We start from the raw sequence: 26,217 nt of genomic DNA, 5'->3' as shown, positions 1-26,217 counted from the left end.
GACTTCGACGCCCTGCAGGGCGAGATGATCGAGCCGCGTACGCCGACCGAGGAACTGGTCGCCGGTGTCCTCGCCGACGTGCTCGGGCTCGCGAAGATCAGTGTCGCCGAGTCGTTCTTCGACCTCGGGGGCAACTCGCTCGTGGCGACGAAGGCTGTCGCCCGGCTCAACGCTGCCGCGGGCACCCGTCTGGGTGTGCGCGAGTTGTTCGAGGCACCGACCGTGGAACGGCTCGCCCTGAAGGTGGCCGAGCAGGCAGGCACGGGCTCCGACCGGCCGGTCCTCGTCGCGCGGCCGCGCCCCGAGCGGGTTCCGCTGTCGATGGCTCAGCAGAGCATGTGGCTGATGAACCGGTTCGACGCGGCGTCCTCCGCGTACAACATCCCGCTCGCCGTGCGTCTGTCCGGTTCGCTCGACATCGACGCGATGTCGTCCGCCGTGTCGGATGTGCTCGCGCGGCACGAGTCGCTGCGGACCGTGTTCCCCGACTCCGGCGACGGCCCGTATCAGCAGGTCGTCGACACCGCGCAGGTTCCGTTCGACCTGACGCCCGTCCCGGTGACCGAGGCCGAACTCCGCACGGCCCTCACCGAATTCGCCACCGACGGATTCGACGTCACGGTCGCGCCCCCGCTGCGCATCCGGCTGTTCGCCACGAGCGAGAGCGAGTTTCTGCTCGTCCTCGTCGTGCACCACATCTGCGCCGACGGCGCGTCGATGTCGCCGCTCGCGCGCGACCTCATGGTCGCCTACAGCGCGCGCACCGCCGGTGCGGCGCCCCTGTGGCAGCCGCTGCCGGTGCAATACCCCGACTTCGCACTGTGGCAGCGCGAAGTCCTCGGCGACCCCGCCGACACCCGGTCGCTCGCGGCGAAGCAGATCGCGTATTGGTCGGAGACACTGTCGGGCACTCCGGAACTGCTCGAACTCCCGACCGATCGCCCGCGACCCTCCCGGCAGTCGATGCGGGGAGACTTCGTCGACTTCGGAATCGAGTCACAGGTCTACGACGGGCTCGAGCGACTCGCGAAGGCGCGGGGCGCCTCGCTGTTCATGGTCACGCACACCGCTCTCGCGACGCTGCTCTCGCGGCTCAGCGGCACCGACGACATCGCGATCGGCACCCCCACGGCGGCGCGCCACGACCAGTCGCTCGACGACCTGGTGGGAATGTTCGTCAACACGCTGGTCCTGCGAACCGAAGTGCACGCGGGCGACGGGTTCGGCGACCTGCTCGCGCGGGTACGAGAGCACGACCTGAACGTTTTCGAAAACTCAGACGTACCGTTCGAAAGCCTGGTAGAGACCCTTCGTGTCCGGCGTTCGACCGCGTACTCACCGCTGTTCCAAGTGATGCTGTCGTTCCAGAACAACCGCATCGGCGCTCTCGAGCTGCCCGGACTGTCGGTGCAGGCGCTCGAGGACCTGGGCGAGGGCGCGAAGTATGACCTGACCCTCACCTTGACTGAGCGAGTCGACGACACCGGAAGGCCCTTCGGGCTCACCGGCCGGTTCACGTACGCCACCGACCTGTTCGAACGGGCGAGCGTGGAGCGGATCGCGGAGCGTTTCGTCCGCATTCTCGAAGCCGTCGTCGCCGACCCGGATGTCTCGGTGGGGGACATCGACATTCTTACCGAACGTGAAAGAGCAAAGTTGACCCCTGTCAGGCCCGCCCGCACGATGACCGTTCGCGAGCTGCCGCAGCTCCTGGCTGCCGCTGTCGAGGTCGCTCCCGACGCCGTCGCGGTCGCCCACGACGGCATGCAGGTGACGTACCGCGAGTTCGACGAGCGGCTCCGCTTGATGTCAGCGCCGCTGTCGGAGCGTGGGATGGGTCCGGACGCGATCGTCTCCGTGGTGCTGTCCGGTCTGGTTCCCACGATCATGATGGCCCCGCCGTCCGAGGACGGGAAGGACGGCTTCGGGGCGATCCTGGACACGGTGATCGCCGATGCGCACGCGCTCGTTGGAGACGTCGACCTCGAAAAGTACACGGCCGCACCGATCGTCCCGGAGCAGGCAGCCCCCGCTGATACCGCCGCGGCCCGGCCGGAGTCCCCCCTCGCCGCATGGCACGAGCACGTGCAGCGCGACCCCGACGCCGTCGTGGTGGTCGGCGGGACAGTCACGACGACGCGTGCCGAGCTGAACGGCCGCGCCAACCAGATGGCCCGCGAACTCGCGAACCGGGGTGTCGGGGCCGACGACGTCGTCGCCCTGATCGTTCCGCGTTCGCTCGACTGGGTCGTCGGGATGCTCGCGGCGTGGAAGGTCGGTGCCGCGTACTCTCCACTCGACCAGGCGTGGCCTCTCGAGCGTATCGCCGGTCTGGTGGAGACGAGCGGAGCGCGCGTGGCGATGACCACGTCGTCGTGGCGCGAACTGGGCCGTACGCCGTTGGGCGACACCGTTCTCGACGAGGCCATCGTCCTCGACGCTCCGGACACCGTCGCGGCGCTGACCGAGTACGACGCGAGCGACCTCGGGTTTGACCCGTGGTCGGACGACGAGGCGGGATCCCGTCTCGCATACGTCATCTCGACGTCGGGCTCGACGGGACGGCCGAAGCCGACGATGGTGCCCATGGCTGGTGTGATGAACACCTACCGGTGGTACCGCGACGAAATTCGCATCGGCGACGGCACGGGTGTCCTCGTCGCGAGTTCCCCGCTGTTCGACCTCACACAGAAGAACGTCTGGGTTCCGCTGATCTCCGGTGGCGTACTCCACCTCGCGGCGGAGGGGTTCGACCCGGCGGACATACTCGGTCATCTCGCCATGGGCGACGTCCGCGTCGTGAACATGGCGCCCAGCGCGTTCGAACTGCTCGCCGAACTCGACGTCGACGACCGTCTGGCGGCACTGGACTGCGTCGTCCTCGGTGGTGAGCAGATCCGGCCGGCTGCGTACGCGAAGCTGATCGGCCGGGGCGTCCGCCTGGTCAACTCTTACGGCCCGACGGAAGCGTCGGACGTGAGTGCGTCCTACGAGCTCGATCTGACTGCACCCGGCGCCGAGGCCACCCCGATCCCGATCGGGTCCGCGTTGCCGGGAGCCGACTACTACGTGCTGGACAAGCGGCTGCGCCCCGTACCTGCCGGCGTGACCGGCGAACTGTACATCGGCGGCGTCGTAGTGGGGCGCGGTTACGGCGGGATGACCGGCACCACCGCCGCGCGTTTCGTCGCCAACCCCCTCGGCGATGCCGGCTCCCGTATTTACCGGACCGGCGATCTCGTGCGCGAGCGCGCCGACGGTGAGCTGATCTTCCTCGGGCGCAGTGACTTCCAGGTCAAAATCCGCGGTCTGCGGGTCGAGCTCGGTGAGATCGAGTCGGCCCTGACCGCGATGGACGGGGTCAAGCAGTCGATCGTCGTCGTCCACGAGCGTGACGAACTTCAGCGGCTCGTCGGGTATGTCACCGCCGCGGCAGATGCGACCGTGGTGGCGCACGACGTGTCCACGCACCTGCGTTCGCTTCTGCCGTCACACATGGTCCCCGACGCGCTCGTCGTCCTCGACGAGATGCCGTTGAACTCGAGCGGCAAAATCGATCGCAAGGCGCTCCCGGCACCCGAGTTCGCCGCGGACACTGCCGAGTTCGTTGCTCCGCGCACGCCGCTGGAGGAGATCGTCGCAACGATCTTCGGCGACGTGGTTGGTGTCGATCGCGTCAGCGTCGACGCGTCGTTCTTCGATCTCGGTGGCAACTCGCTCAGCGCCACTCGGGTCGCGGCACGCCTGTCGTCGTCGACGGGCGCGATCGTAGGCATGCGGGATCTCTTCGAGGCTCCCACCGTCGCCGAACTGGCCGCCTTCGTCGAGGAGCAGGGCGGCGACGGAACACCGCGCCCCGCTCTCGTCGCGCAGGCCCGGCCACAGGAACTCCCGCTGTCGCTGGCGCAGCAGCGCATGTGGTTCCTCAACCGCTTCGACCCGGCGTCCCCGGCGTACAACGTGCCGCTGACGGTCCGGCTCCGTGGCGACCTCGACGTCGCGGCGATGTCGTCTGCTCTTTCCGACGTCGTGACGCGCCACGAAATCCTGCGGACGGTGTTCCCCGACTCGGATTCCGGTGCGCACCAGGTCATTCTTCCTGCGTCGAAAGTCGACCTGGGGATCGAATCGGTCGAGGTGGCTGAGACGGATCTGACGGCGCGGTTGTTCGAGTTCGCGTCCCAGGGATTTGACGTCACCGACACCCTCCCTGTCCGCGCAGGCTTGTTCCGGATCGGTGCGGACGACCATGTACTGGTTCTGGTGATGCACCACATCGCCTCCGACGGCGCGTCGACCCTTCTGCTGGCACGCGACATCATGGCGGCCTACACCGCGCGTCTCGAGGAGAGCGAGCCACAGTGGCCGGAACTCCCGGTCCAGTACGCCGACTACGCGATTTGGCAGCGCGCTCTCCTCGGATCCGAAGACGATCCGGAATCTGTTGCCACGCAGCAGATCGATTTCTGGTCGAAGACCCTCGCGGGTGTGCCCGACGTCCTGGCGCTCCCCACCGACCGGCCCCGCCCGACGGTGCGGTCGATGGCCGGTGCCTCCGTCGGCTTCTCCGTCGACGAGGACATCCACCGTCGTCTCGGTGAGGTCGCGCGCGCACACAACGTGTCGCTGTTCATGGTGCTGCACGCGTCGCTGTCCGTGCTGCTGGCACGGCTCAGTTCGAGCACCGACATCGCCATCGGAACAGCTGTGGCCGGTCGCGGTGACGAGGCACTCGAGAACCTCGTCGGCATGTTCGTCAACACGCTGGTGCTGCGGACCGAAGTCGAACCCGGCACGTCCTTCGCCGAACTGCTCGAGCAGGTCCGCACCCAGGACCTCGCCGCGTTCAGCAACCAGGACGTCCCGTTCGAGCAGTTGGTGGACGCCCTGAAGCCGACCCGGTCGACGGCGTACTCGCCGCTGTTCCAGGTTGTGCTGACCCATCAGGTCAACGGCATTCCGTCGCTCGAATTCGCCGGACTCGAGGCGACACCCGGCGCCGTGGACGTCGAGTTCAGCAAGTTCGACCTCACCGTGGACCTGCGCGAATTGTGGTCGGACGAGGGTGCGCCCACCGGGATCACCGGCGTTCTCGGGTTCGCCACCGAGATCTTCGACGCGGAGACCGTGCAGGGCTTCGCGGACCGTTTCGTGCGGATCCTCGCCGCCGTCGCAGGCGGCGGAACCGACACCGCGGTAGGGGACATCCCCATCCTCGACGCCGAGGAGACAGCGGAACTGACACCGGTCCGCGGTATCGAGGGCACACCGCCCACGACTCTCGTCGAACTGCTGTCCGCGGCGGTCGCCGCGAACCCCGACGGGGTCGCGATCGTCTCGGGCGGCGACAGCATCACCTACCGCGAGCTGGACGAGCTCTCGAACCGTGTGGCGCGCATCCTGATCGAGCGCGGGGTCGGCGCGGAGACGTTCGTCGGGCTCGGCATCACCCGCTCGATCGCGTCGATCGCCGGCATCTGGGCGGTCGCCAAGAGCGGCGGTGCGTACGTGCCGATCGACCCCGGGTACCCGGACGAGCGCATCGCGCACATGGTCACCGATTCCGGTGTGTCGCTGGGGCTTTCCGTGAGCTCCGAGGTCGGCCGGCTTCCGGCGGACGTGGATTGGCTGGTCCTCGACAGCGAAGACTTCGAGAACGCAGCCGCGCAGTATTCCACGGCTCCCGTCGCGGAGGCGGAGCGTCGCACGGCCGTGACACCGGCCAACAGCGCCTACGTGATCTACACGTCCGGCACCACCGGGCAGCCCAAGGGCGTCGTCGTGACGCACCGGGGTCTCGCCAACTTCGCGGCCGAACAGCGTGAGCGTTACCGGGTGACGACGGACTCGCGGACGCTGCACTTCGCGTCGCCGAGCTTCGACGCGTCCGTCCTCGAACTGCTGCTCGCGGTCGGCGCCGGTGCCACCATGGTGATCGCTCCGACCGACGTGTACGGCGGACCCGAGTTCGCGAAGTTCCTGCGCGCACACCGCGTCACGCACGGCTTCGTCACGCCTTCGGCGCTGGCGTCCGTGGACCCATCCGGGCTGGACGACTTCCAGTTCGTCGTCGCCGGCGGCGAGGCCGTCCCGGCGGAACTCGCGGCCCGCTGGGCACCCGGACGTTCGCTGTTCAACGGATACGGTCCCACCGAGACCACGATCATGACCAACATCAGCGACCCGATGGCCGCCGACGGCCCGGTCACTATTGGTGGTCCGATCCGCGGCACCAGCGCGCTGGTCCTCGACGATCGGCTCCGCCCCGTTCCGGTCGGTATCGCAGGTGACCTCTATCTGTCGGGTCTCGGACTCGCCCGTGGCTACCACCGGCGCACGCCGCTGACCGCGGGACGCTTCGTCGCGAACCCGTACGGTGAGCCGGGCGACCGGATGTACCGCACCGGCGACGTCGTGCGCTGGACGAAGGACGCGGACGGTGCGCTGACCGTCGACTACGTCGGCCGCTCGGACCAGCAGGTGAAGGTCCGCGGGTTCCGCATCGAACTCGGCGAGATCGACGCGGTGCTCGCCAAGCACCCCGCCGTCGACTTCGCCACGACGTCCGTGCTGCCCGGACCGTCCGGCGATTCGGTCCTCGTGTCGCACGTGCTTCCGGTGCCGGGCGTCGAGGTGGACGTCACCCGGATGCTGGACTTCGTGGGCGAGTTCGTGCCCACGTACATGGTGCCGTCGACGATCGTGACCCTCGACGCCATCCCGCTCACCCCGGTGGGCAAGCTCGACCGCCGGGCCCTGCCCGAGCCCGAGTTCCTGGCGGAGGACCGTGCGTTCCGTGTCGCGGGAACCGCTCTCGAGCAGCGGGTCGCCGCGGTGTTCGCGGAGGTGCTCGGTGTCGACGTGGTCGGCGCCGACGACTCCTTCTTCACGCTCGGCGGAAACTCGCTCGCCGCCACCCGCGTGATGGCGCGGATCAACGAGGCCGTCGGCATCGACGCTCCGGTGCGCGAGATCTTCGAGGCTCCCACGGTGGCGCAGCTGGCCCGCAGGCTGGAAGAGCTCGGTGTGGACGGCGGCGCCCGCCCGCCCGTCACCGCCGGACCGCGTCCGGACAGGCTGCCGCTGTCGCTGGCCCAGCAGCGGATGTGGTACGCCAACAGATTCGATCCCGAATCGGCCGAGTACAACATCCCGTTGGCGCTGCGGCTCACCGGCGCACTGGACGCCGACGCGATGCGCTCGGCGATCGCCGACGTCGTTGCCCGGCACGAATCGCTGCGCACGGTGTACCCGGATTCCGTCGACGGCCCCTACCAGGTCGTCCTGTCCGCCTCCGACACGAAGCCCGAGCTCGACGCCGTCCGCGTGGCCGACGAGCAGGAACTGCGGGAGCGGGTCGTCGCGCTGGCATCGGCAGGCTTCGACGTCACCGCCGACGTCCCGGTGCGCGCCGCCCTGTTCGAACTCGGGGAACGCGACCACGTCCTCGTGGTCGTGGTCCACCACATCTCGGCGGACGGCTCGTCGATGGCCCCGCTCGCACGGGACCTGTTCGGCGCCTACGGCGCTCGCGTGCAGGGGGACGAGCCCAGCTTCTCACCGCTGCCCGTGCAGTACCCGGACTTCGCCCTGTGGCAGCGGAACCTCCTCGGCTCCGAAGACGACCCGGAGTCGCTCGCGGGCAAGCAGATCGCGTACTGGACGCACGCCCTCGGCGATGCACCGGAGGTCCTCGACCTCCCGGCCGACCGACCGCGCCCCGCCGTCCGCAACCCGCAGGGTGGCCTGATCGAGTTCGAGATCGGGCAGGACGTGCACCGGTCGCTGAACGACCTCGCGCAGACCCATCAGGCGTCGCTGTTCATGGTGGTGCACACCGCGCTCGCCGTGCTCCTGGGGCGGTTGAGCAACACCAGCGACATTTCCGTCAGCACCCCCGTGGCGGGCCGCGGTGACCGCGCTCTCGACGACCTCGTCGGGATGTTCGTCAACACGCTCGTGCTGCGCACCGATGTCGACCCGAACGCCCGCTTCAGCACGCTGCTCACGCAGGCACGCGAGGTCGATCTGAATGCATTCGGCAACGCCGATGTGCCGTTCGAGCAGATCGTCGAGGTGCTCCGTCCGTCGCGCACCGCCGCGTACGCGCCGCTCGCACAGGTGATGCTGAGCTTCCAGAACCTCGAACGTCCGAAGCTCGAGCTCGCCGGGCTGACCGTCGAGGTCCTCGAGAGCGGACTCACCACGAGCAAGACCGATCTCGGTGTCGCCGTCGAGGAACGGTTCGACGAGGGCTCCGTCGCGAACGGCATGCGAGGCTGGTTCTCCTACGCCACCGATCTGTTCGACGAGTCGACGGTCCGCGGTTTCGCCGACCGTTTCGTTCGCGTGCTCGAGGCCGTCACGGCCGATGCGGACGCCATCGTCGGTGACATCGACATCCTGACCGAGGACGAGAAGGCCGGTCTGACCGTGCCGGACGAGGGGGCGCAGTCCCTGATGTCGCACTCGATCTCGGAGGAGCTGGCGGCCACCAAGTCGCTGCCCGAACTCCTCGACGGCGCGGCGTCGATCAACCCGGACGGAATCGCGCTGTCGCACAACGGCACCGATGTCACGTATGCGCAGTTGCGGGACAAGTCGGCGGAACTCGCGCGCACGCTCGCCGGTGTGGGCGTGGGCCCGGAGGCTGCGGTCACGGTCGCCCTGTCCACCCTGCTGCCCGGACTGCTCGACGGCTCGTCGGGCGAAGGCTTCGCCGACACGTTCGCCGGTGTCCTCGCCGGCGTGATCGCCGACGCGACGTCGGCGACCTCCGCGACCGCGGCGGAGGAGCGGACCCTCGTCGACCTGTTCGACGAGCAGGTGGCGCGGACGCCGGACGCGATTGCCCTGGTGTTCGGCGACGACGCGCTGACGTATGCCGAGTTCGATGCCCGGACCAACCGCCTGGCACGGGAACTGCTCGCACGGGGTGTCGGCCCGGAGTCCCGGGTCGCGGTCGCCCTGCGCCGCTCCCTCGAGATGATGATCGCGATCTACGCGATCGAGAAGACGGGCGCCGCCTACGTGCCGCTCGACCCGGATCATCCGGCGGCGCGTACCGCGTACGTGATCGACAGCGCCTCCCCGGTCTGCGTGCTGACCTCGTCGGCCGATCGGGATGCAGAGACGGACGCGCCGCGGATCGAGGTGGACACCGTCGACCTCTCCGGTCACCCCGACGGTCCGATCACCGATGACGAGCGCGGGGCACCGGTCCGTCCGGATTCGACCGCCTACGTGATCTACACGTCCGGATCGACCGGTAAGCCGAAGGGCGTCGCCGTCAGTCATCGGGCGATCGTCAACCGGTTGCTGTGGATGCAGGACACCTACCCGATGGATTCCACGGACGTGGTCCTGCAGAAGACTCCCGTCACCTTCGACGTGTCCGTGTGGGAACTGTTCTGGCCGCTCGAGGTCGGGGCCAAGCTCGTCGTCGCGATCCCGGACGGGCACCGCGACCCGGTGTACCTCTCCGAGGTCATCGCCGGGCACAGCGTGACCACGATGCATTTCGTGCCGTCCATGCTGGCGGTGTTCACCGCAGGTGCGGACGCCGCGCTGTGCGGTTCGCTGCGTCAGGTGTTCTGCAGTGGTGAAGCCCTTCCGCCGGCCTCCGCGGCCGCGTTCCGGGACTTCTCCTCCGCAGCGCTGCACAACCTGTACGGCCCGACGGAGGCCGCAGTCGACGTCACCTACTGGGAGTGCACCGAAGCGGACCGCACGACGGTGCCGATCGGCGCGCCCGTGTGGAACACCCAGCTGTACGTCCTCGACTCCCGGCTTCGTCCCGTGCCCGCGGGCGTGCACGGCGAGCTGTACCTCGCCGGCATCCAGCTGGCCCGCGGCTACGTCGGCCGCAGCGACCTGACATCGGACCGGTTCGTGGCGAACCCGTTCGGCACGGCCGGGCAGCGGATGTATCGCACCGGCGACATCGTCCGCAAGCGCGCCGACGGCATCATCGAATACATCGGGCGCCGCGACTTCCAGGTCAAGCTCCGCGGACAGCGGCTCGAACTCGGCGAGGTCGAGTCCGCGCTTCTCGCGCATCCGTCGGTGGCGCAGGCCGTGGTCGTCGTGCACAGCAGGGAGACCACGGGCGAGAACCTGGTGGGCTACGTGATCCCGGTGGCCGATGCGGCGATCGACACTGCGTCGGTGCTGGACGCGGCAGCGGAGACGCTGCCCGCGTACATGGTGCCCGCCCGGATCCTCGTCCTGGACAGTTTCCCGCTCGGCGCCACCGGCAAGTTGGACCGGGGTGCACTTCCCGAACCGGACTTCGTCACGTCCGAGGCCGAATACATCGCATCCCGCACCCCGGTCGAGGAGATCGTCGCCGGGGTATTCGGTGAGGTGCTCGGCGTCGAACGCGTCGGCGCCGCCGACTCGTTCTTCGACCTCGGCGGAAACTCCATCAGCGCAACGAGGCTCACCGCCAGGCTGACCGCCGCGCTCGGCGCGCAGCTTTCCGTCCGGGAGTGCTTCGAGCACCCGACCGTCGCGGAGCTCGCGGCGTTGCTCGAAGCGACCGCGGGAACCGCCGAACACCGTCCCGCACTCGTCGCCCGTGCCCGCCCCGACCGCATCCCGCTGTCGCTGGCTCAGCAGCGCATGTGGTTCGTCAACCAGTTCGATCCGTCCTCCCCGGCGTACAACCTGCCGTTGGCGGTGCGGTTGACGGGCTCGATCGATACGGCGGCGCTGAATGCGGCGTGGGCGGACGTCGTGGAGCGGCACGAGTCGCTGCGAACGGTCTTCCCGGTCGGCGACGAAGACGCACACCAGGTCGTGCTGCCCGCAGCCGACGTGGTGTCCGACCTGACCCCGACGCCGGTCGCGGACGAGCAGGACCTGTACGCGCGGATGCGTGAACTCGGCGCCACCGGATTCGATGTCACCGAGACGGTCCCGGTGCGGGTCGCCTGCTTCGAGGTGAACCCCACCGACCACATCCTGATGATGGTCGTGCACCACATCTCGGCCGACGGTGCGTCGCTGGCGCCCCTGTTCACCGACATCATGACCGCCTACGCGGCGCGTGCGGCCGGTACTGCTCCCGGCTGGGAACCGCTGCCCGTCCAGTACGCCGATTACGCGCTGTGGCAGCGTGAGTCGCTCGGTGACGAGTCCGACCCCGAATCGCTCGTCGCCCGCCAGCTCGGCTACTGGCAGCAGGCGCTCGGCGGGCTCCCCGAGGTACTCGAACTTCCGGCCGACCGCCCCCGGCCGCCGGTGCAGTCGCTGCGCGGCGCGTCGGCACGTTTCACGATCGACGCGCAGACCCACCGCGGGCTGCTCGCGATCGCCCGGGAAACGAACTCGACCCTGTTCATGGTCGTGCACGCCGCGCTCGCGGTCCTGCTCGAGCGACTGTCTTCGCAGACGGACGTCGCGATCGGCACGCCGGTCGCCGGCCGCGGCGAGCAGGAACTGGACAGGCTCGTCGGCATGTTCGTCAACACCCTCGTGCTCCGCGCGTCGGTGCGTCCCGACGACACCTTCGCCGACCTGCTGGCACAGGTCCGCGCGACCGATCTGAATGCGTTCAGCCACAGCGACGTTCCGTTCGAGCGTCTCGTCGAGGTACTCGACGTCCCGCGGTCGACGGCGCACCAGCCGCTGTTCCAGGTGGCGTTGTCGTTCGACAACAACGAATCGGTTCGGATGGAGTTCCCGGGTCTCGAGATCTCCGCGCTCGACGCCCCGCTCGAGGTCGCCAAATTCGACCTCCAGCTCAGCGTCGGCGAGCGCTACGTCGACGGAGCCGCCGCGGGTATTGCTGCGACGTTCAACTACTCGACCGACATCTTCGACGAGCAGACCGTTCTGAGCTTCGCGGACCGGTTCGGCCGGATCCTCCATGCCGTGTCGGCCGACCGTGACGTGGTCCTCGGCGACATCGAGATCCTCGACGCCGCGGAGAAGGCCGCGATCGCCCCGGTCCGCGGACCGCAGTCGATCGAGCCGCGCACGCTGCCCGAACTGCTGCGTTCGGGTGTCGAGATTTCCCCGGAGTCGGTCGCGGTGTCCTACGAGGGACGCGAGGTCACGTACCGGGAACTCGACGAGCGGTCGAATCAGCTGGCGCGCGTCCTGATCGATCGGGGCGTGGGGCCGGAGAACTATGTCGCTCTCGCGATCACGCGTTCCGTCGAATCCATCCTCGGGATCTGGTCGATCGCCAAGGCCGGCGGCGCCTACCTGCCCGTCGACCCGAAGCTGCCGTTCGAGCGGATCGGCGAGATGCTGTCCGACTCGGGGGCGGTCCTCGGACTGACGGTCGCCCGCCACCACGACGACCTTCCCGGCACGGTGCCGTGGATCGTCCTCGACGAGACGGCGGCGGCCGAGGAGATCGGTGCCCGCAGTGCGGGCGCCGTGGAGGACGCGGATCTGCGCCGCGCGCTGACGGTCGACCACCCGGCGTATCTCATCTACACCTCGGGTTCGACGGGTAAGCCGAAGGGCGTCGTGGTCACCCACCGCGGTCTGGCGAACCTCACCCGCGAGGTGCGCGAGCACTACGTCGTGTCACCGGACTCCCGTTTCCTGCACGTGGCGTCGCCGAGCTTCGACACGTCGGTCGGGGAGATGCTCGCCGCGTTCAGCGCGGGCGCCACCCTGGTGATCTCGCCCGCGGACGTCTACGGCGGCGACGAACTCGCCGACCTGATCCGCCGCGAACGGGTCAACAACGTGGTCATGACACCGACGGCGCTGATGACCGTCGACCCCGACGGGCTCGACACGGTCACGTCCGTCGTGGTCGGCGGCGACACCTGCACACCGGAACTCGTGGCCCGGTGGGCTCCCGGCCGCGAGATGCGCAACGCCTACGGTCCCACCGAGACCACGGTCATCGTCACCATCACCGAACCGATGGTGGCGGGCGAACGCGTGACGATCGGTTCGCCGCTGCGCGGCGTCGAATCCCTCATTCTCGATTCGCGGTTGCGTCCGGTGCCGGAAGGAGTTCCCGGGGAGCTCTACATCTGCGGTCCGTCGGTGACCCGCGGCTACCACAACCGTCCGTCGGTCACGGCGGAGCGGTTCGTGGCCAACCCGTTCGGTGAACCCGGCGCGCGCATGTACCGCACCGGCGACGTCGTGCGCTGGGCGGACGGACACCGGGTGGAGTACGTCGGCCGGTCCGACTTCCAGGTGAAGGTCCGCGGGTTCCGCGTCGAACTCGGTGAGATCGACGCCGCCCTGGCCGCACAGCCGAACGTCGAGTTCGCCGTGACCGTGGGTCGCGAGAACCCGGCCGGGCTGACGACTCTCGTGTCGTACGTCCTGCCCGCCGACGGTTGTACGGTCGATCCCGAATCGCTGAAGGCGGTTGTCGGCGAGACGCTTCCGCCGTACATGGTGCCGTCCGTCGTGATCCTCCTCGACGAGGTCCCGCTGACCAGCATCGGCAAGCTGGATCGCGCGCGGTTGCCCGAGCCCGAGTTCGTCACCGCCGGCGCGGAGTTCCGTGCCCCGACGACACCCGCGGAAGAGACGATCGCAGGCATCTTCGCCGACGTGCTCGGACTCGCGCAGGTCAGCGTCGACGACAGCTTCTTCGACCTCGGCGGAAACTCGCTGAGTGCCACCCGTGTCGTGTCCCGCGCCGGACAGGTCTTCGGCCTCCGTATCGGGGTGCGGGAACTGTTCGAGGCACCGACGGTCGCGGGCCTCGCCGCCCGCATCGCCACTCCGGACGAGAACGTCCGACCGCGGCCTGTCCTCGCGCCGCGGGAGAGGTCTGCCTTCGTCCCGTTGTCGCTGGCACAGTCCCGGATGTGGTTCATCAACCGCTTCGACCCGGACTCGCCCGCCTACAACATCCCCCTTGCGGTCCGGTTGACCGGTGCGCTGGACGTGGACGCGCTGCAGGCCGCCGTATTCGACGTGCTGGGGCGGCACGAGTCGCTGCGCACGATCTACCCGGACTCGCCGGAGGGCCCGCACCAGGTGATCCTTCCCGCCGATTTGGTTCCGCTGGACCTGACGCCCGCTGCGGTCTCGGACGACGAACTGCGCGAGCAGTTGGTGAAGATGATCACCGCCGGATTCGACGTCACCGCCGACGTCCCGCCGATCCGGACGCGACTGTTCGAGGTCGGCTCGCAGGACTACGTGCTGGCACTCGTCGTGCACCACGTGTCCACCGACGGTGAATCCACGGCGCCGTTCGTGCGCGACGTCATGGTGGCGTATGCGTCGCGGGCGGCAGGCCGGGAACCTGGCTTCGCACCGCTCCCGGTGCAGTACGCGGATTACGCGATCTGGCAGCGTGAACTCCTCGGCAGCGAGGACGACCCCGACAGCCTGATCGCCGCCCAGCTGGCCTTCTGGAAGAAGACGCTCGCCGGCGTGCCCGATCTACTCGAGCTGCCGGTGGACCGGCCGCGACCGCCCGTGCAGTCCCTGCGCGGGTCGCGGATCGACTTCACCATCGACGCCGAGGTGCACCGCGGTCTGGCAGCCCTGGCCCGCAGGCACAACGCCAGCGTGTTCATGGCCGTGCACGCCGTGTTCGCGGTGCTGCTCAGCCGGTTGTCCGGCACCGAGGACATCTCGGTGGGCACCCCGATCGCAGGCCGCGGCGAGCGCGAACTCGACGACGTCGTCGGCATGTTCGTCAACACCCTTGCGCTGCGGGTGCAGGTCGACGGGCAGCAGACGTTCGACGAGATCCTCGATCGTGCCCGGGAGGCCGACCTCGAGGCGTTCTCGCACGCCGACGTCCCGTTCGAGCGCCTGGTCGAGGTCCTGAACCCGGCACGCTCGATGGCCCACCACCCGATCTTCCAGGTGGGCTACTCGTTCCAGAACACGACGAAGGCCGAGCTGGAACTGCCCGACCTCACCGTCACACCGCTCGAGGTCGAGGGCGACACCGCGCAGTTCGACCTGCATCTGATCCTGGGCGACAGCCCCGAGGGTGAGCAGATGTCGGGCGTGTTCACGTTCGCGACCGACCTGTTCGACGCCGCCACCGTCAAGCGTTTCGCGGACATGTTCCGCCGCGTCCTGGCCGCCGCGGTGGACTCGCCGCGGACCGCGGTCGGCGACCTGCCGCTCGCGGGCAGCGACGAGCGTGCGCTCGTGGTGTCCGGATGGAACGACACGGAGCGGGCCCTGCCGGAGACGACGCTCGCGGACATGTTCGCGTCCGCCGCCGCGGAGAACCCCGACGTCACCGCTCTCGTGTTCGAGGGCGAGTCGCTGACGTACGCCGACTTCTCGGCGAGGGTCAACCGGTTGGCCCGGCACCTCGTCGGCCGCGGGGTCGGCCCGGAAACCGTGGTCGGCCTCGCGATTCCGCGTTCGGTGGAACTGCTGGTCGGCATGTACGCGATCGTCGCGGCCGGGGGTGCGTACCTGCCGATCGACCCGGACCATCCGGCCGAGCGCACCGCGTACGTGCTGGAGAGCGCACAACCCGTCTGCGTCCTGGCGACCCGCGCCGTCGTCGGGGAACTGCCGGGCGAGGTCGACTACCTCCTCCTCGACGAACTGGATCTGGGCGGAATCGACCCGTCCCCGCTCACCGACGCGGAGCGGATCACGCCGCTGCGGCCGGAGAACGCCGCGTACGTGATCTACACGTCCGGCTCGACCGGCCGCCCGAAGGGTGTGGCGATCGCGCACCGTGCGATCGCCAACCAGTTGCGGTGGAAGCAGTCGGAATATCCGCTCACCGCCCAAGACTCGGTGTTGCTCAAGACGGCGGCGACGTTCGACCTGTCGGTGTGGGAGTTCTGGTGGGCACTGACCGCGGGCGCACGTCTGGTCGTCGCCACACCGGACGGCCACCGCGACCCGTCGTACCTGGCCGCACTCGTTGCGGAGCAGCAGGTCTCGACCGTCCACTTCGTGCCTTCGCTGCTGTCGGCGTTCGTCGCGGTGGCGGAGCCTGCCCAGCTGGTGTCGTTGACACGTGTGCTCTGCATCGGTGAGGCACTGCCCGCCGACACGATGCTCCGCTTCCGCGACGTCTCCGACGCGGAGATCTTCAACCTGTACGGCCCCACCGAGGCCGCCGTCAGCGTCACCCACTACCGGTGCGGCGACGAGCGCGACGGTTCGGTCCCGATCGGCAGGCCCGAATGGAACACGCAGACGTACGTTCTCGATGCGCGTCTGCACCCGGTTCCCGCCGGCGTCACAGGTGAGCTCTATCTCGCGGGCGAGCAGTTGGCGCGCGGTTACTTCGGCCGCCACGACCTCACCGCGGAACGGTTCGTCGCCAACCCGTTCGGCGACGCCGGACACCGGATGTACCGCACCGGTGACCTGGTGCGATGGAACCGCGACGGCAACCTCGACTACGTCGGCCGGAGCGACTTCCAGGTCAAGGTCCGCGGTTTCCGGATCGAACTCGGCGAGATCGAACGGGCGCTCGTGGCGCACCCGTCGGTGGCGCAGGCCGTCGTCGTCGTCCACCACGACCGTCACACCGGGGACCGGCTCGTCGGCTACGTGGTGCCGGAGCAGGGCGTCTCCGTCGCCGACGCCGACGTTCTCACGTTCGCCAGCCGGTCGGTGCCGGGATACATGGTGCCGTCCGCGCTGATCGCCCTCGACGCGCTGCCGCTGAACATCAACGGCAAGCTCGATCGCAAGGCGCTCCCCGAACCCGAGTTCGGTGGCGCCGTGGACCATTACAAGGCTCCGCGTACGCCCGTCGAGGAGATCGTCGCCGGAGTCTTCGCGGACGTGCTCGGTCACGAGCGGGTCAGCGTGGACACGAGCTTCTTCGACCTCGGCGGCAACTCACTGGTCGCGACGCGCGTGGTCGCCCGCGTCAACGCCGCGCTCGACACGTCGATCGGTGTGCGCGAACTGTTCGAGGCTCCGACGGTGATCGCGCTGTCGGCTCGCGCCGAGCAGTCCGATTCGGCGGGCGCGAACCGCCCGGCCCTGGTGCCGCAGCCGCGTCCGGCCCGGATTCCGCTGTCCCCGGCGCAGTCCCGCATGTGGTTCATCAACCAGTTCGACACGGCGTCGGCGGCGTACAACATTCCGCTGGCGATCAGGCTGACGGGCCACCTCGACGTCTCGGCGCTCGAACAGGCACTCGGCGACGTCGTCGAAAGGCACGAGACGCTGCGCACGACGTATCCCGACACCGGAGACGGTCCGGGCCAGGTCGTGTTGTCGCGTACCCGGAGTTTCACCTCACTGGACGTGGAGAACGTCGCCGACGAGAACGCCCTGCGTGAGCGTGTGATCTCCCTCGTCACCGCCGGTTTCGACGTGGCGAAGGCCGTCCCCGTCCGCGCGCGTCTCCTGCGGATCGACGCCGAGCAGCACGTGCTGGTCATCGTGGTCCACCACATCTCCTCCGACGGTGCCTCGACGGCACCGCTGGCGCGCGACGTGGTGATCGCGTACAGCGCACGCGCGGCCGGTTCCGAACCTGCCTGGGCTCCGCTCGACGTCCAGTACGCGGACTTCTCGCTCTGGCAGCACGAGTTGCTCGGCGACGAGAGCGCGTCGGATTCGCTGGCCACCAAGCAGATCGACTACTGGCGGACCACGCTCAGCGGTCTGCCGGACGTGCTGCCGTTGCCGACGGACCGGCCGCGGCCGCCCGCGCAGTCGATGCGCGGCGCGAACTTCGACTTCGAGATCGACGCGGAACTGCGCGACCGGCTCGCGGCGCTGGCGCGTGAGCACAACGCGTCGCTGTTCATGGTCGCGCACGCGGCACTGTCGGTGCTGCTCGCTCGGCTGAGCGCCACGGACGACATCGCGCTGGGGACCGCGATCGAGGGCCGCGGCGAGGCCGCGCTCGACGACCTCGTGGGCATGTTCGTCAACACGCTGGTGTTGCGCGCGCAGGTCGACGTCGACGCGACGTTCGCCGACCTCCTCGCGCAGGTGCGTCAGCACGACCTCGGTGCGTTCACGCACACCGACGTGCCGTTCGAGCGGCTGGTCGAGATCCTCCAGCCGGAACGCTCCACGGCGTTCTCGCCGCTCTTCCAGGTGGCACTCGCTTTCCAGAACATCGAGCAGGCGCACCTGGAGCTGCCCGGTCTGACGGTCGAGGGACTCGACGGTGGGATCAGCGCCGCGAAGTTCGATCTGCAGCTCACGCTCGCGGACGCAGCCGGCACGGACGGGGACGCGCCCATGCGGGGCGTCTTCACCTACGCGACGGATCTGTTCGACGAACGCACGATCGCGTCGTTCGCGTTCCGTTTCCAGCGCATCCTCGAGGCGATCACTACCGACGCCTCCGTGCTGATCGGGGACATCGACGTCCTGAGCGAGAACGAGCACGCGGTGCTGGCACCCGTGCGCGGCGCCGACAGCGCCGCACCCGAGCTCCTGTCGAGCATCCTGGCCACCGCCGCCGCGGTGGACCCCGATGCCGTCGCCGTCGTGTGCGGCGACGAACAGGTCACCTACCGCGAGCTCGACGAGCGCTCGAACCGTCTCGCCCGCGTCCTGATCGGCAGGGGCATCGGGGCCGACGACTTCGTCGCACTGGCGCTGACGCGTTCCGTCGAATCCATCCTCTCCATCTGGGCGGTCGCGAAGACCGGCGCCGCATTCGTGCCCGTCGATCCGAGCTACCCGTTCGACCGGATCCTGCACATGGTCACGGACTCCCGCGTGGAGGTCGGTCTCACCACCGGCGCCCACGTCGGCGAGCTGCCGGACACCGTGCGCTGGCTGGTGCTCGGTGAGGACGAGATGGACGGCGACTGCGCGTCCGTGTCGTCCGAGGCCGTCACCGACGCCGACCGCATCCGTCCGACACGGGTCGACGATGCGGCGTACGTCATCTACACGTCGGGGTCGACGGGTCTGCCCAAGGGCGTCGTCGTCACCCACACCGGGCTGGCGAACGTCACGACCGAGCAGGTCGAGCGACTCCGCCTCACTCCGCAGTCGCGGGTGCTGCACTTCGCCTCGCCGAGCTTCGACGCGTCCGTGTTCGAACTGCTGCACGCCGTGGCCGCCGCGTCGACGATGGTCATCGCGTCCGGCGTGGTCTACGGCGGCGACGAACTCGCCCGGTTGCTGAAGAAGCAGAAGGTCACGCACGCGTTCATCACGCCCGCGGCTCTGACCACGGTCGACCCGGCCGGGTTGGACGGCATCGAGGTGCTGTCGGTGGCCGGTGAGGCCTGCCCGCCGGAACTCATGCAGAAGTGGGCGCCGGGCCGGCGCATGTTCAACCTCTACGGCCCGTCCGAGGCGACGATCTGGAGTACGTCGAGCAACCCGATGAAGGCGGATCAGCCCGTCACCATCGGTGGTCCCACCCGGGGCGTCGACGTGGTCGTGCTCGACTCGCGGCTCACGCCCGTCCCGGTGGGGGTCGCGGGTGAGCTGTACGTGGCGGGTCCGAGCGTGGCACGCGGCTATCACAACCGGTTCGCCCTGACGGCGGAGCGATTCGTCGCCAACCCGTTCGGCGGTCCCGGTGAGCGGCTCTACCGCACCGGCGACGTCGTCCGCTGGGTGCACGACGGGGAGACCGGCGACCTCGTCCTCGACTACGTCGGCCGGTCGGACTTCCAGGTGAAGGTCCGCGGGTTCCGCATCGAGCTCGGTGAGATCGACGCCGAACTCGGCAGCCACCCGAGCGTGGACTTCGCGGTCACGCTGGGCCACCACCGCGAGCAGACCGGTCAGACCGTGCTGGTGTCGTACGTGATGCCCGCTGCCGGCGCGTCGATCGACGTCGCGGAACTGTCGGCGTTCGTGTCCGAGACCCTGCCCGGGTACATGGTGCCGTCGTCGATCATGGCGATCGACTCGGTGCCGCTGACGCCCGCCGGAAAGCTCGACCGGAAGGCGCTTCCCGAGCCTCAGTTCGTGTCGGCCGCCAGTGAGTACTGCGCGCCGTCGACGCCGATGGAGAAGGCCATCGCCGACGTCTTCGCGCAGGTGCTCGGTGTGGACCGTGTCAGCGTCGACGACTCGTTCTTCGCCCTCGGCGGCGACAGCATCGTGTCCATCCAGCTGACGACCCGCGCGAAGAACGCCGGGGTGCTGTTCACGGCTCGGGACGTCTTCGAGCGCAAGACCGTCTCGGCGCTGGCCGACGTGGCCGCCTGGGCCACCGACGTCGAGTCGGTGAAGCTCGAGGAGCTGCCGGGCGGCGGCGTCGGTTCGATTCCGCTCACGCCCATCGCGCACTGGCTGGTGGAGACGGCAGGGACCTTCGAGAAGTTCTCGCAGGCGGTTCTGCTGACCACCCCGCCCGCGGTCACGCGGGATCAGCTGGTGGCCACGGTGGATGCTGTCCTGGAACGCCACGACATTCTGCGATCCCGGCTCACCCGGGCCGGGGACGACTGGGCGTTCGAGGCTCTCTCCACCGAAGAAGCGTTCGGTGCTGACGACCTGATCGAGCGGATCGAGTTCACCGACAAGCCGGGAACGGACGGATTCGAGAGGCTGGCACGCGCGGCTCTCGACCGCGCGGCGGAGCGGCTGGATCCGGCGTCGGGCCGGATGACGCAGTTCGTGTGGTTCGCTCCCGCGGCGTCGTTGGCGGGGCAGAGCGGCCGCCTGCTGGTGCTCGCGCATCACCTCGTCGTCGACGGTGTGTCCTGGAGAGTGCTGTTGCCGGACTTCGCGACCGCGGGTTCGCAGGTCACGGCGGGACAGCCGGCGCAGCTCGAACCGGTCGGCTCGTCGGTCCGTGCGTGGGCGCACGGTCTCGTCGAGGAGGCGAAGTCGCCGCACCGCGTGGCGGAACTCGACTTCTGGCGCGGGATGCTCGCGGGCACGGATCCGCTGATCGGAAAGCGTGCATTCGATCCCGCACGCGACGTGATCGCCCGGACCGACCGCCTGAGCATGACGTTCTCGACGCAGGTGACGCAGGCGCTGCTCACCACGATCCCGCAGTCCGTGAACGGCGGTGTCAACGACGGCCTGCTCGCGGCTCTCGCTCTCGCGGTCGCGCGCTGGCGTGGACTCCGCATTGGGACCGAGGATCGCTCGGTGCTGATCAACCTCGAGGGACACGGCAGGGAAGAGGCGACCGTGCCCGGTGCCGACCTCTCCCGCACCGTGGGCTGGTTCACGAGCCTGTACCCGGTGCGGCTGGACGTCTCCCGGGCCGATCTCGACGACGCGTTCGACGGCGGGACGTCGACAGGCGCGGCGCTGAAGGCTGTCAAGGAACAGTTGCTTGCCGTGCCCGACAAGGGCATCGGCTACGGCCTGCTTCGCTATCTGAACGAGGAGACCGCTGCGGCTCTGGCATCGTTGCCGACTCCTCAGATCGGGTTCAACTACCTCGGACGCGCGGGCTCGGTGGATCTGCCCGCCGAGATCCGGGATCTCGGCTGGATCCCCGACAGCGATTCGGGTGAATTCGGCGGTGCCATGGACGACGACATGGTGGCACCCGCGGTACTCAGCATCAACGCGGTGACGTCGGAGACGGCGTCCGGTCCCCAGATCGAAGCCAAGATCGCGTTCGCCACCGAGATTCTCGGCGAGGCGGACGTGTGGGAGCTCGCCGAACTGTGGCACACCGCGGCGACCGCGCTGGCCGAGCACGCCTCCGGACCGAACGGCGGCGGTCTCACCCCGTCCGACGTTCCGCTGGTGTCCGTCACGCAGGACGACCTCGAGGCGCTCGAGCGGCGCTACCCCGACGCCACCGACGTGTGGCCGCTCGCCCCGCTGCAGTCCGGAATGTTCTTCCATTCCGTTCTCGCCGAGGACGCGGTCGACGTCTACACCGCTCAGGTGGTGCTGGACTTCCAGGGCATCGTCGACACCGGCCGGCTCCGCGGCGCGGCGGAGGCGTTGATCGCACGGCACGCGAACCTGCGCACGGCGTTCGTCCCCGACGATTCGGGAACCGCGGTCCAGGTGGTCGTCGACCGCGTCGCACTGCCGTGGGAAGAGCTCGACCTCTCCGGTCTCTCCGGGGTCGAACGCGAGGAGCGGATGAGTTCCGTTCTGAGCGAACATCGTTCGGCGCGGTTCGACATGAGTCGTCCGCCCCTGATGCGGTTCCTGCTGATCCGCACGGGCGAGAACAGCTACCGGTTCTCCATCAGCAACCACCACATCCTGCTCGACGGATGGTCGATGCCGTTGCTGATGAAGGACCTGCTGGTGCTGTACGCGACCCGCGGAGACGGTTCGGTGCTGCCGCGTGTGCGCAGCTACCGCGACTTCCTCGGCTGGCTGACCGAACGCGACACCGACGCATCGCGCAGCGCCTGGGCGCATGCACTGGCGGGACTGGACGGTCCGACCGTGCTGGCCCCGGCGCCGAGCAGCGAGGACCGACCCGAGCCGGCCGAGTTCGCGCTGCACCTCGGTGAGGTGGTGAGCGAGAACCTGGCGCGCATCGCCCGGGACCGCGGCCTGACGATGAACACGATCGTCCAGGCTGCGTGGGGTCTGCTGCTGGCCCGCATGACGGCCTCGGACGACGTCGTCTTCGGCGCCACCGTGTCGGGTCGTCCCCCGGAGGTCGCAGGCATCGAGTCGATGGTGGGCCTGTTCATCAACACCATCCCGATCCGCGTGCGTATCGATCCCCGTGAGTCGCTCCTCGGACTACTCGAGCGGCTGCAGGCGGAACAGTCGACGCTGTTCGACCACCATCACATCGGTCTTCCGGAGATCCAGCAGATCGCCGGAATCGGTGGGCTGTTCGACACGTTGACGGTGTTCGAGTCGTACCCGGTGGACCGCGCAGGTCTCACCGAGGACAGCGACATCGACGGTCTCCGGGTCGCCGGGGTGCAGATCAGCGACGCCTCGCACTACCCGCTGAGCCTGCTGGCCCAGTCGGACAGCGAGCTGCAACTGGTCCTGAAGTACCTTCCCGACGTATTCGGCGCCGACACCGTCGAGCGGCTCGGGTCCCGGCTGAACCGGATCCTGCAGACCATCGCGGCAGGCAGTTCCACGCTGGTGGGCGATCTCGACCTGCTGACCGGCGACGAACGCGAACTCGTCCTGTCCGGGTGGAACGACTCGGGGCACGACGTCACCGACGAATCCGTGGTGTCGATGTTCGGCGCCCAAGTCGCCCGCACACCGGATCGAACGGCGGTGGTGGCGGACCACATCCGGCTCACCTACGCGGAGTTCGACGCGCGGGTGAATCGTCTGGCGCGGCACCTGATGTCGATCGGGGTGGGGCCGGACTCGGTGGTGGGTATCGCGATGCGACGCTCGCTCGACATGGTGATCAGCCTCTACGCCGTCCACGCGGCGGGCGGTGCGTACGTGCCGATCGACCCGGAGCACCCGGCGGACCGCACCTCGTACGTGGTGGACAGTGCCAGGCCGACGTGTGTGCTGAGCCTGGCCGACGACATCGCGAATCTCGACGTGGACGTGCCGGTGTACCTGGTCGAGGACTTCGACCTGTCCGAGTACGCGGCCGGCCCGGTCGAGGATTCCGAGCGGCTCGCCGAGTTGCGCCCGGACAACCTGGCCTACGCGCTGTACACGTCGGGTTCGACGGGACGTCCGAAGGGCGTGGCGATTCCGCACGCGGCGCTGGCCAACCAGCTGGCGTGGATGCGGGACGTCTACGGCATCGGCGCGCAGGACGTGGTGCTGCAGAAGACACCGTTCACGTTCGACGCCTCGGTGTGGGAGCTGTTCCTGCCGTTGGTGGTCGGTGGCACTCTCGTGATCGCGTCGCCGGACGGTCACCGCGACCCCGAGTACATGGCAGCGACCGTGGGCACGGAAGCGGTGACGGTGATCCAGTTCGTCCCGTCCGTGCTGACCATGTTCCTCGACGCCGCGACGGCCGACCGGTGTGGTTCGCTGCGCCTGGTCTTCGCGGGCGGTGAGCCGCTGCCGCAGTCGGCTGCCGAGCGGGTCGCCGGTCTCGGTTCCGCGGAATTGGTGAACCTGTACGGCCCGACCGAGGTGACCATCAACTCGACTGCCCACGTGGTGGAGCCGTCGGGAACGGCGACGATCGCGCCGATCGGTTCGCCGGCCTGGAACACGCGGGCCTACGTGCTCGACGCTCATCTGAAGCCGGCGCCGATCGGTGTTCCCGGTGAGCTGTACCTCGACGGCGCGCAACTCGCTCGCGGATACGTCAACAGTTCCGCACTGAGTGCGGAACGGTTCGTCGCGAACCCGTTCGACGATTCGGGTGCGCGGATGTACCGCACCGGCGACCTCGTCCGGTGGAACGAGAACGGCGTCCTCGAGTTCGTGGGCCGCACCGACTTCCAGGTGAAGGTACGCGGACTGCGTATCGAGCTCGGCGAGGTCGAGGAGGCGTTCGTCCGGTACCGCGACGTGGCGCAGGCGGCCGTGATCGTCCACAACAGCGAGGTGGGTGCGCGGCTCGTCGCCTACGTCGTGCCGAAGCCGGATGCCGCTCTCGACGCGGCGGCGCTGAACGGGTTCGTCGCGGAATCGCTGCCCGAGTACATGATTCCGGATTCCGTGATGGTTCTCGCCGAACTGCCGTTGGGTACCAGCGGCAAGCTCGACCGGCGCGCACTGCCGGTGCCGGACTTCGCGTCGGCGGCCGAGTTCCGGGCGCCGAGCACCGACACCGAGCGTGCACTCGCGACCGTGTTCGGTGAACTGCTCGGCCGGGAGAGCGTCGGAATCGACGACTCGTTCTTCGAGCTCGGCGGCGACAGCATCGTGTCCATCCAGTTGGTGGCGCGGGCACGTTCGGCCGGTATCCACTTCACCGCGCGAGATGTGTTCGAGCGGCGCACCGTTGCCGAGCTGGCCGCGGTGGCCGACTCGGGCGAGTCCGCGGCGGCCACACTGCAGGAGTACGAGGGTGGTGGCGTCGGAACGGTGCCGCTCACCCCAGTTGCCCGCAAGATGGTCGAGCGCGGCGGCGACTTCGACCGGTTCGTCATGCCGCTGTTGCTCACACTGCCCGCCGGGATCGAACGCGAGCAGGTGATCGCGACGATCGCCGCCGTGGTCGACAAGCACGACGTGCTGCGGTCGACCCTGGTCACGTCCGGCGTGGGGGACGCGCTCGAGATCGCACCCGCGGGCAGCGTCGACATCGACGCCACCGTGCAGCGGGTGGCGATCCGGGCCGGCGACGAGCCCGGTTCGCCGGAGTTCGACTCGGTGGCGAGTGCGGCGTTCGACGCGGCGCTGGATCGCCTCGACCCGCGCACCGGGTCGATGCTCCAGTTCGTCTGGTTCGACCCCGCCGAGTCGGATCGGCGCGGACGGCTCCTCGTGGTGCCGCACCACCTCGTCATCGACTCTGTGTCGTGGCGGATCCTGGTGCCGGATTTCGCGACCGCGGGCGCGCAGATCGCCGCCGGCACGTCGCCGTTCCTCGAGCCGGTCGGAACGTCGCTGCGGCGCTGGACCGACGGTCTGCTCGAGGCGGCGGTCAAGCCGGAGCGGGTGGCCGAACTCGAGGTGTGGGAACACATGCTGACCGGACCGGATCCGCTGCTCGGATCGCGTGAGCTGGACCTGGGAACCGATCTGGTGAGCACGCTGGAGCGGACCCGGGTGGATGTTCCGGCACCGGTCACCGAGGCATTGCTGGGTGGCACGCCGGGTGCGCTCGACGGTGAGATCGGCGACGTCCTCGCGGCAGCCCTCGCGTTGGCAGTGGCCGGATGGCGGCGCGACCGCGGAGTCGAGGCTTCGTCGACGGTCGTCACCCTCGAGGGCCACGGACGTGAAGAGTCCACGGTGCCGGGTGCGGATCTGTCGCGGACGGTCGGCTGGTTCACCACGATGTACCCGGCACGTCTCGACCTCGCCGGGGTCGACATCGCCGATGCCCTGCGGGGTGGCGCGGGCGCGGCGGACGCCGTGCGCGCCGTACGGGATCAGCTGAGCGCGATCCCGGACCGGGGAATCGGGTACGGGCTGCTCCGGTACCTGAACCCCGACACGTCGGCGGTCATGAGGAACTGGTCGGAACCGCAGATCGTGTTCAACTACGTCGGACGCGTCAGCGCGGCCGAGGTTCCCGAGGCGGTACGCGGACTCGACTGGCTGCCCGATTTCGAATCCTCCATCGCAGGCGGATACGAGAACAGCGCGATGCCTGCCCAGGCCGTTCTCGACATCCAGTCGGTGGTTTCGGAAACCGCGGAGGGCCTGCAGTTGTCGGCGTTCATGTCGTTCCCGCCCGACATCATCTCAGCGCCGGAAGTGGATCGGTTCGGGGAGTTCTGGGTGGCCGCCCTTACCGCGCTCGTGGCTCAGGCCGAGGAGCGGTCCGGGCGCTGA

Annotated in this window: 1 protein-coding gene (only partly in view); it reads left to right on the top strand. The window is 69.0% G+C overall.

Going from position 1 to position 26,217, the window contains the following annotated elements; translation table 11 throughout:
• Positions 1–26,217 carry the 3' portion of a non-ribosomal peptide synthase/polyketide synthase gene (locus tag JVH1_RS05810; RefSeq protein WP_009479342.1) on the top strand. The gene continues 7,509 nt to the left of window position 1, outside the view, so only the last 26,217 of its 33,726 coding nucleotides appear in the window; the start codon falls outside the window, past its left edge; it ends in the stop codon at positions 26,215–26,217.

Origin of the sequence: Rhodococcus sp. JVH1 (genome assembly GCF_000280725.2) — a bacterium.
Classification (GTDB): domain Bacteria; phylum Actinomycetota; class Actinomycetes; order Mycobacteriales; family Mycobacteriaceae; genus Rhodococcus_F; species Rhodococcus_F jostii_A.
The sequence above is the reverse complement of the archived record's forward strand: the minus strand, read 5'-3'. Positions and strand labels throughout refer to the sequence as shown.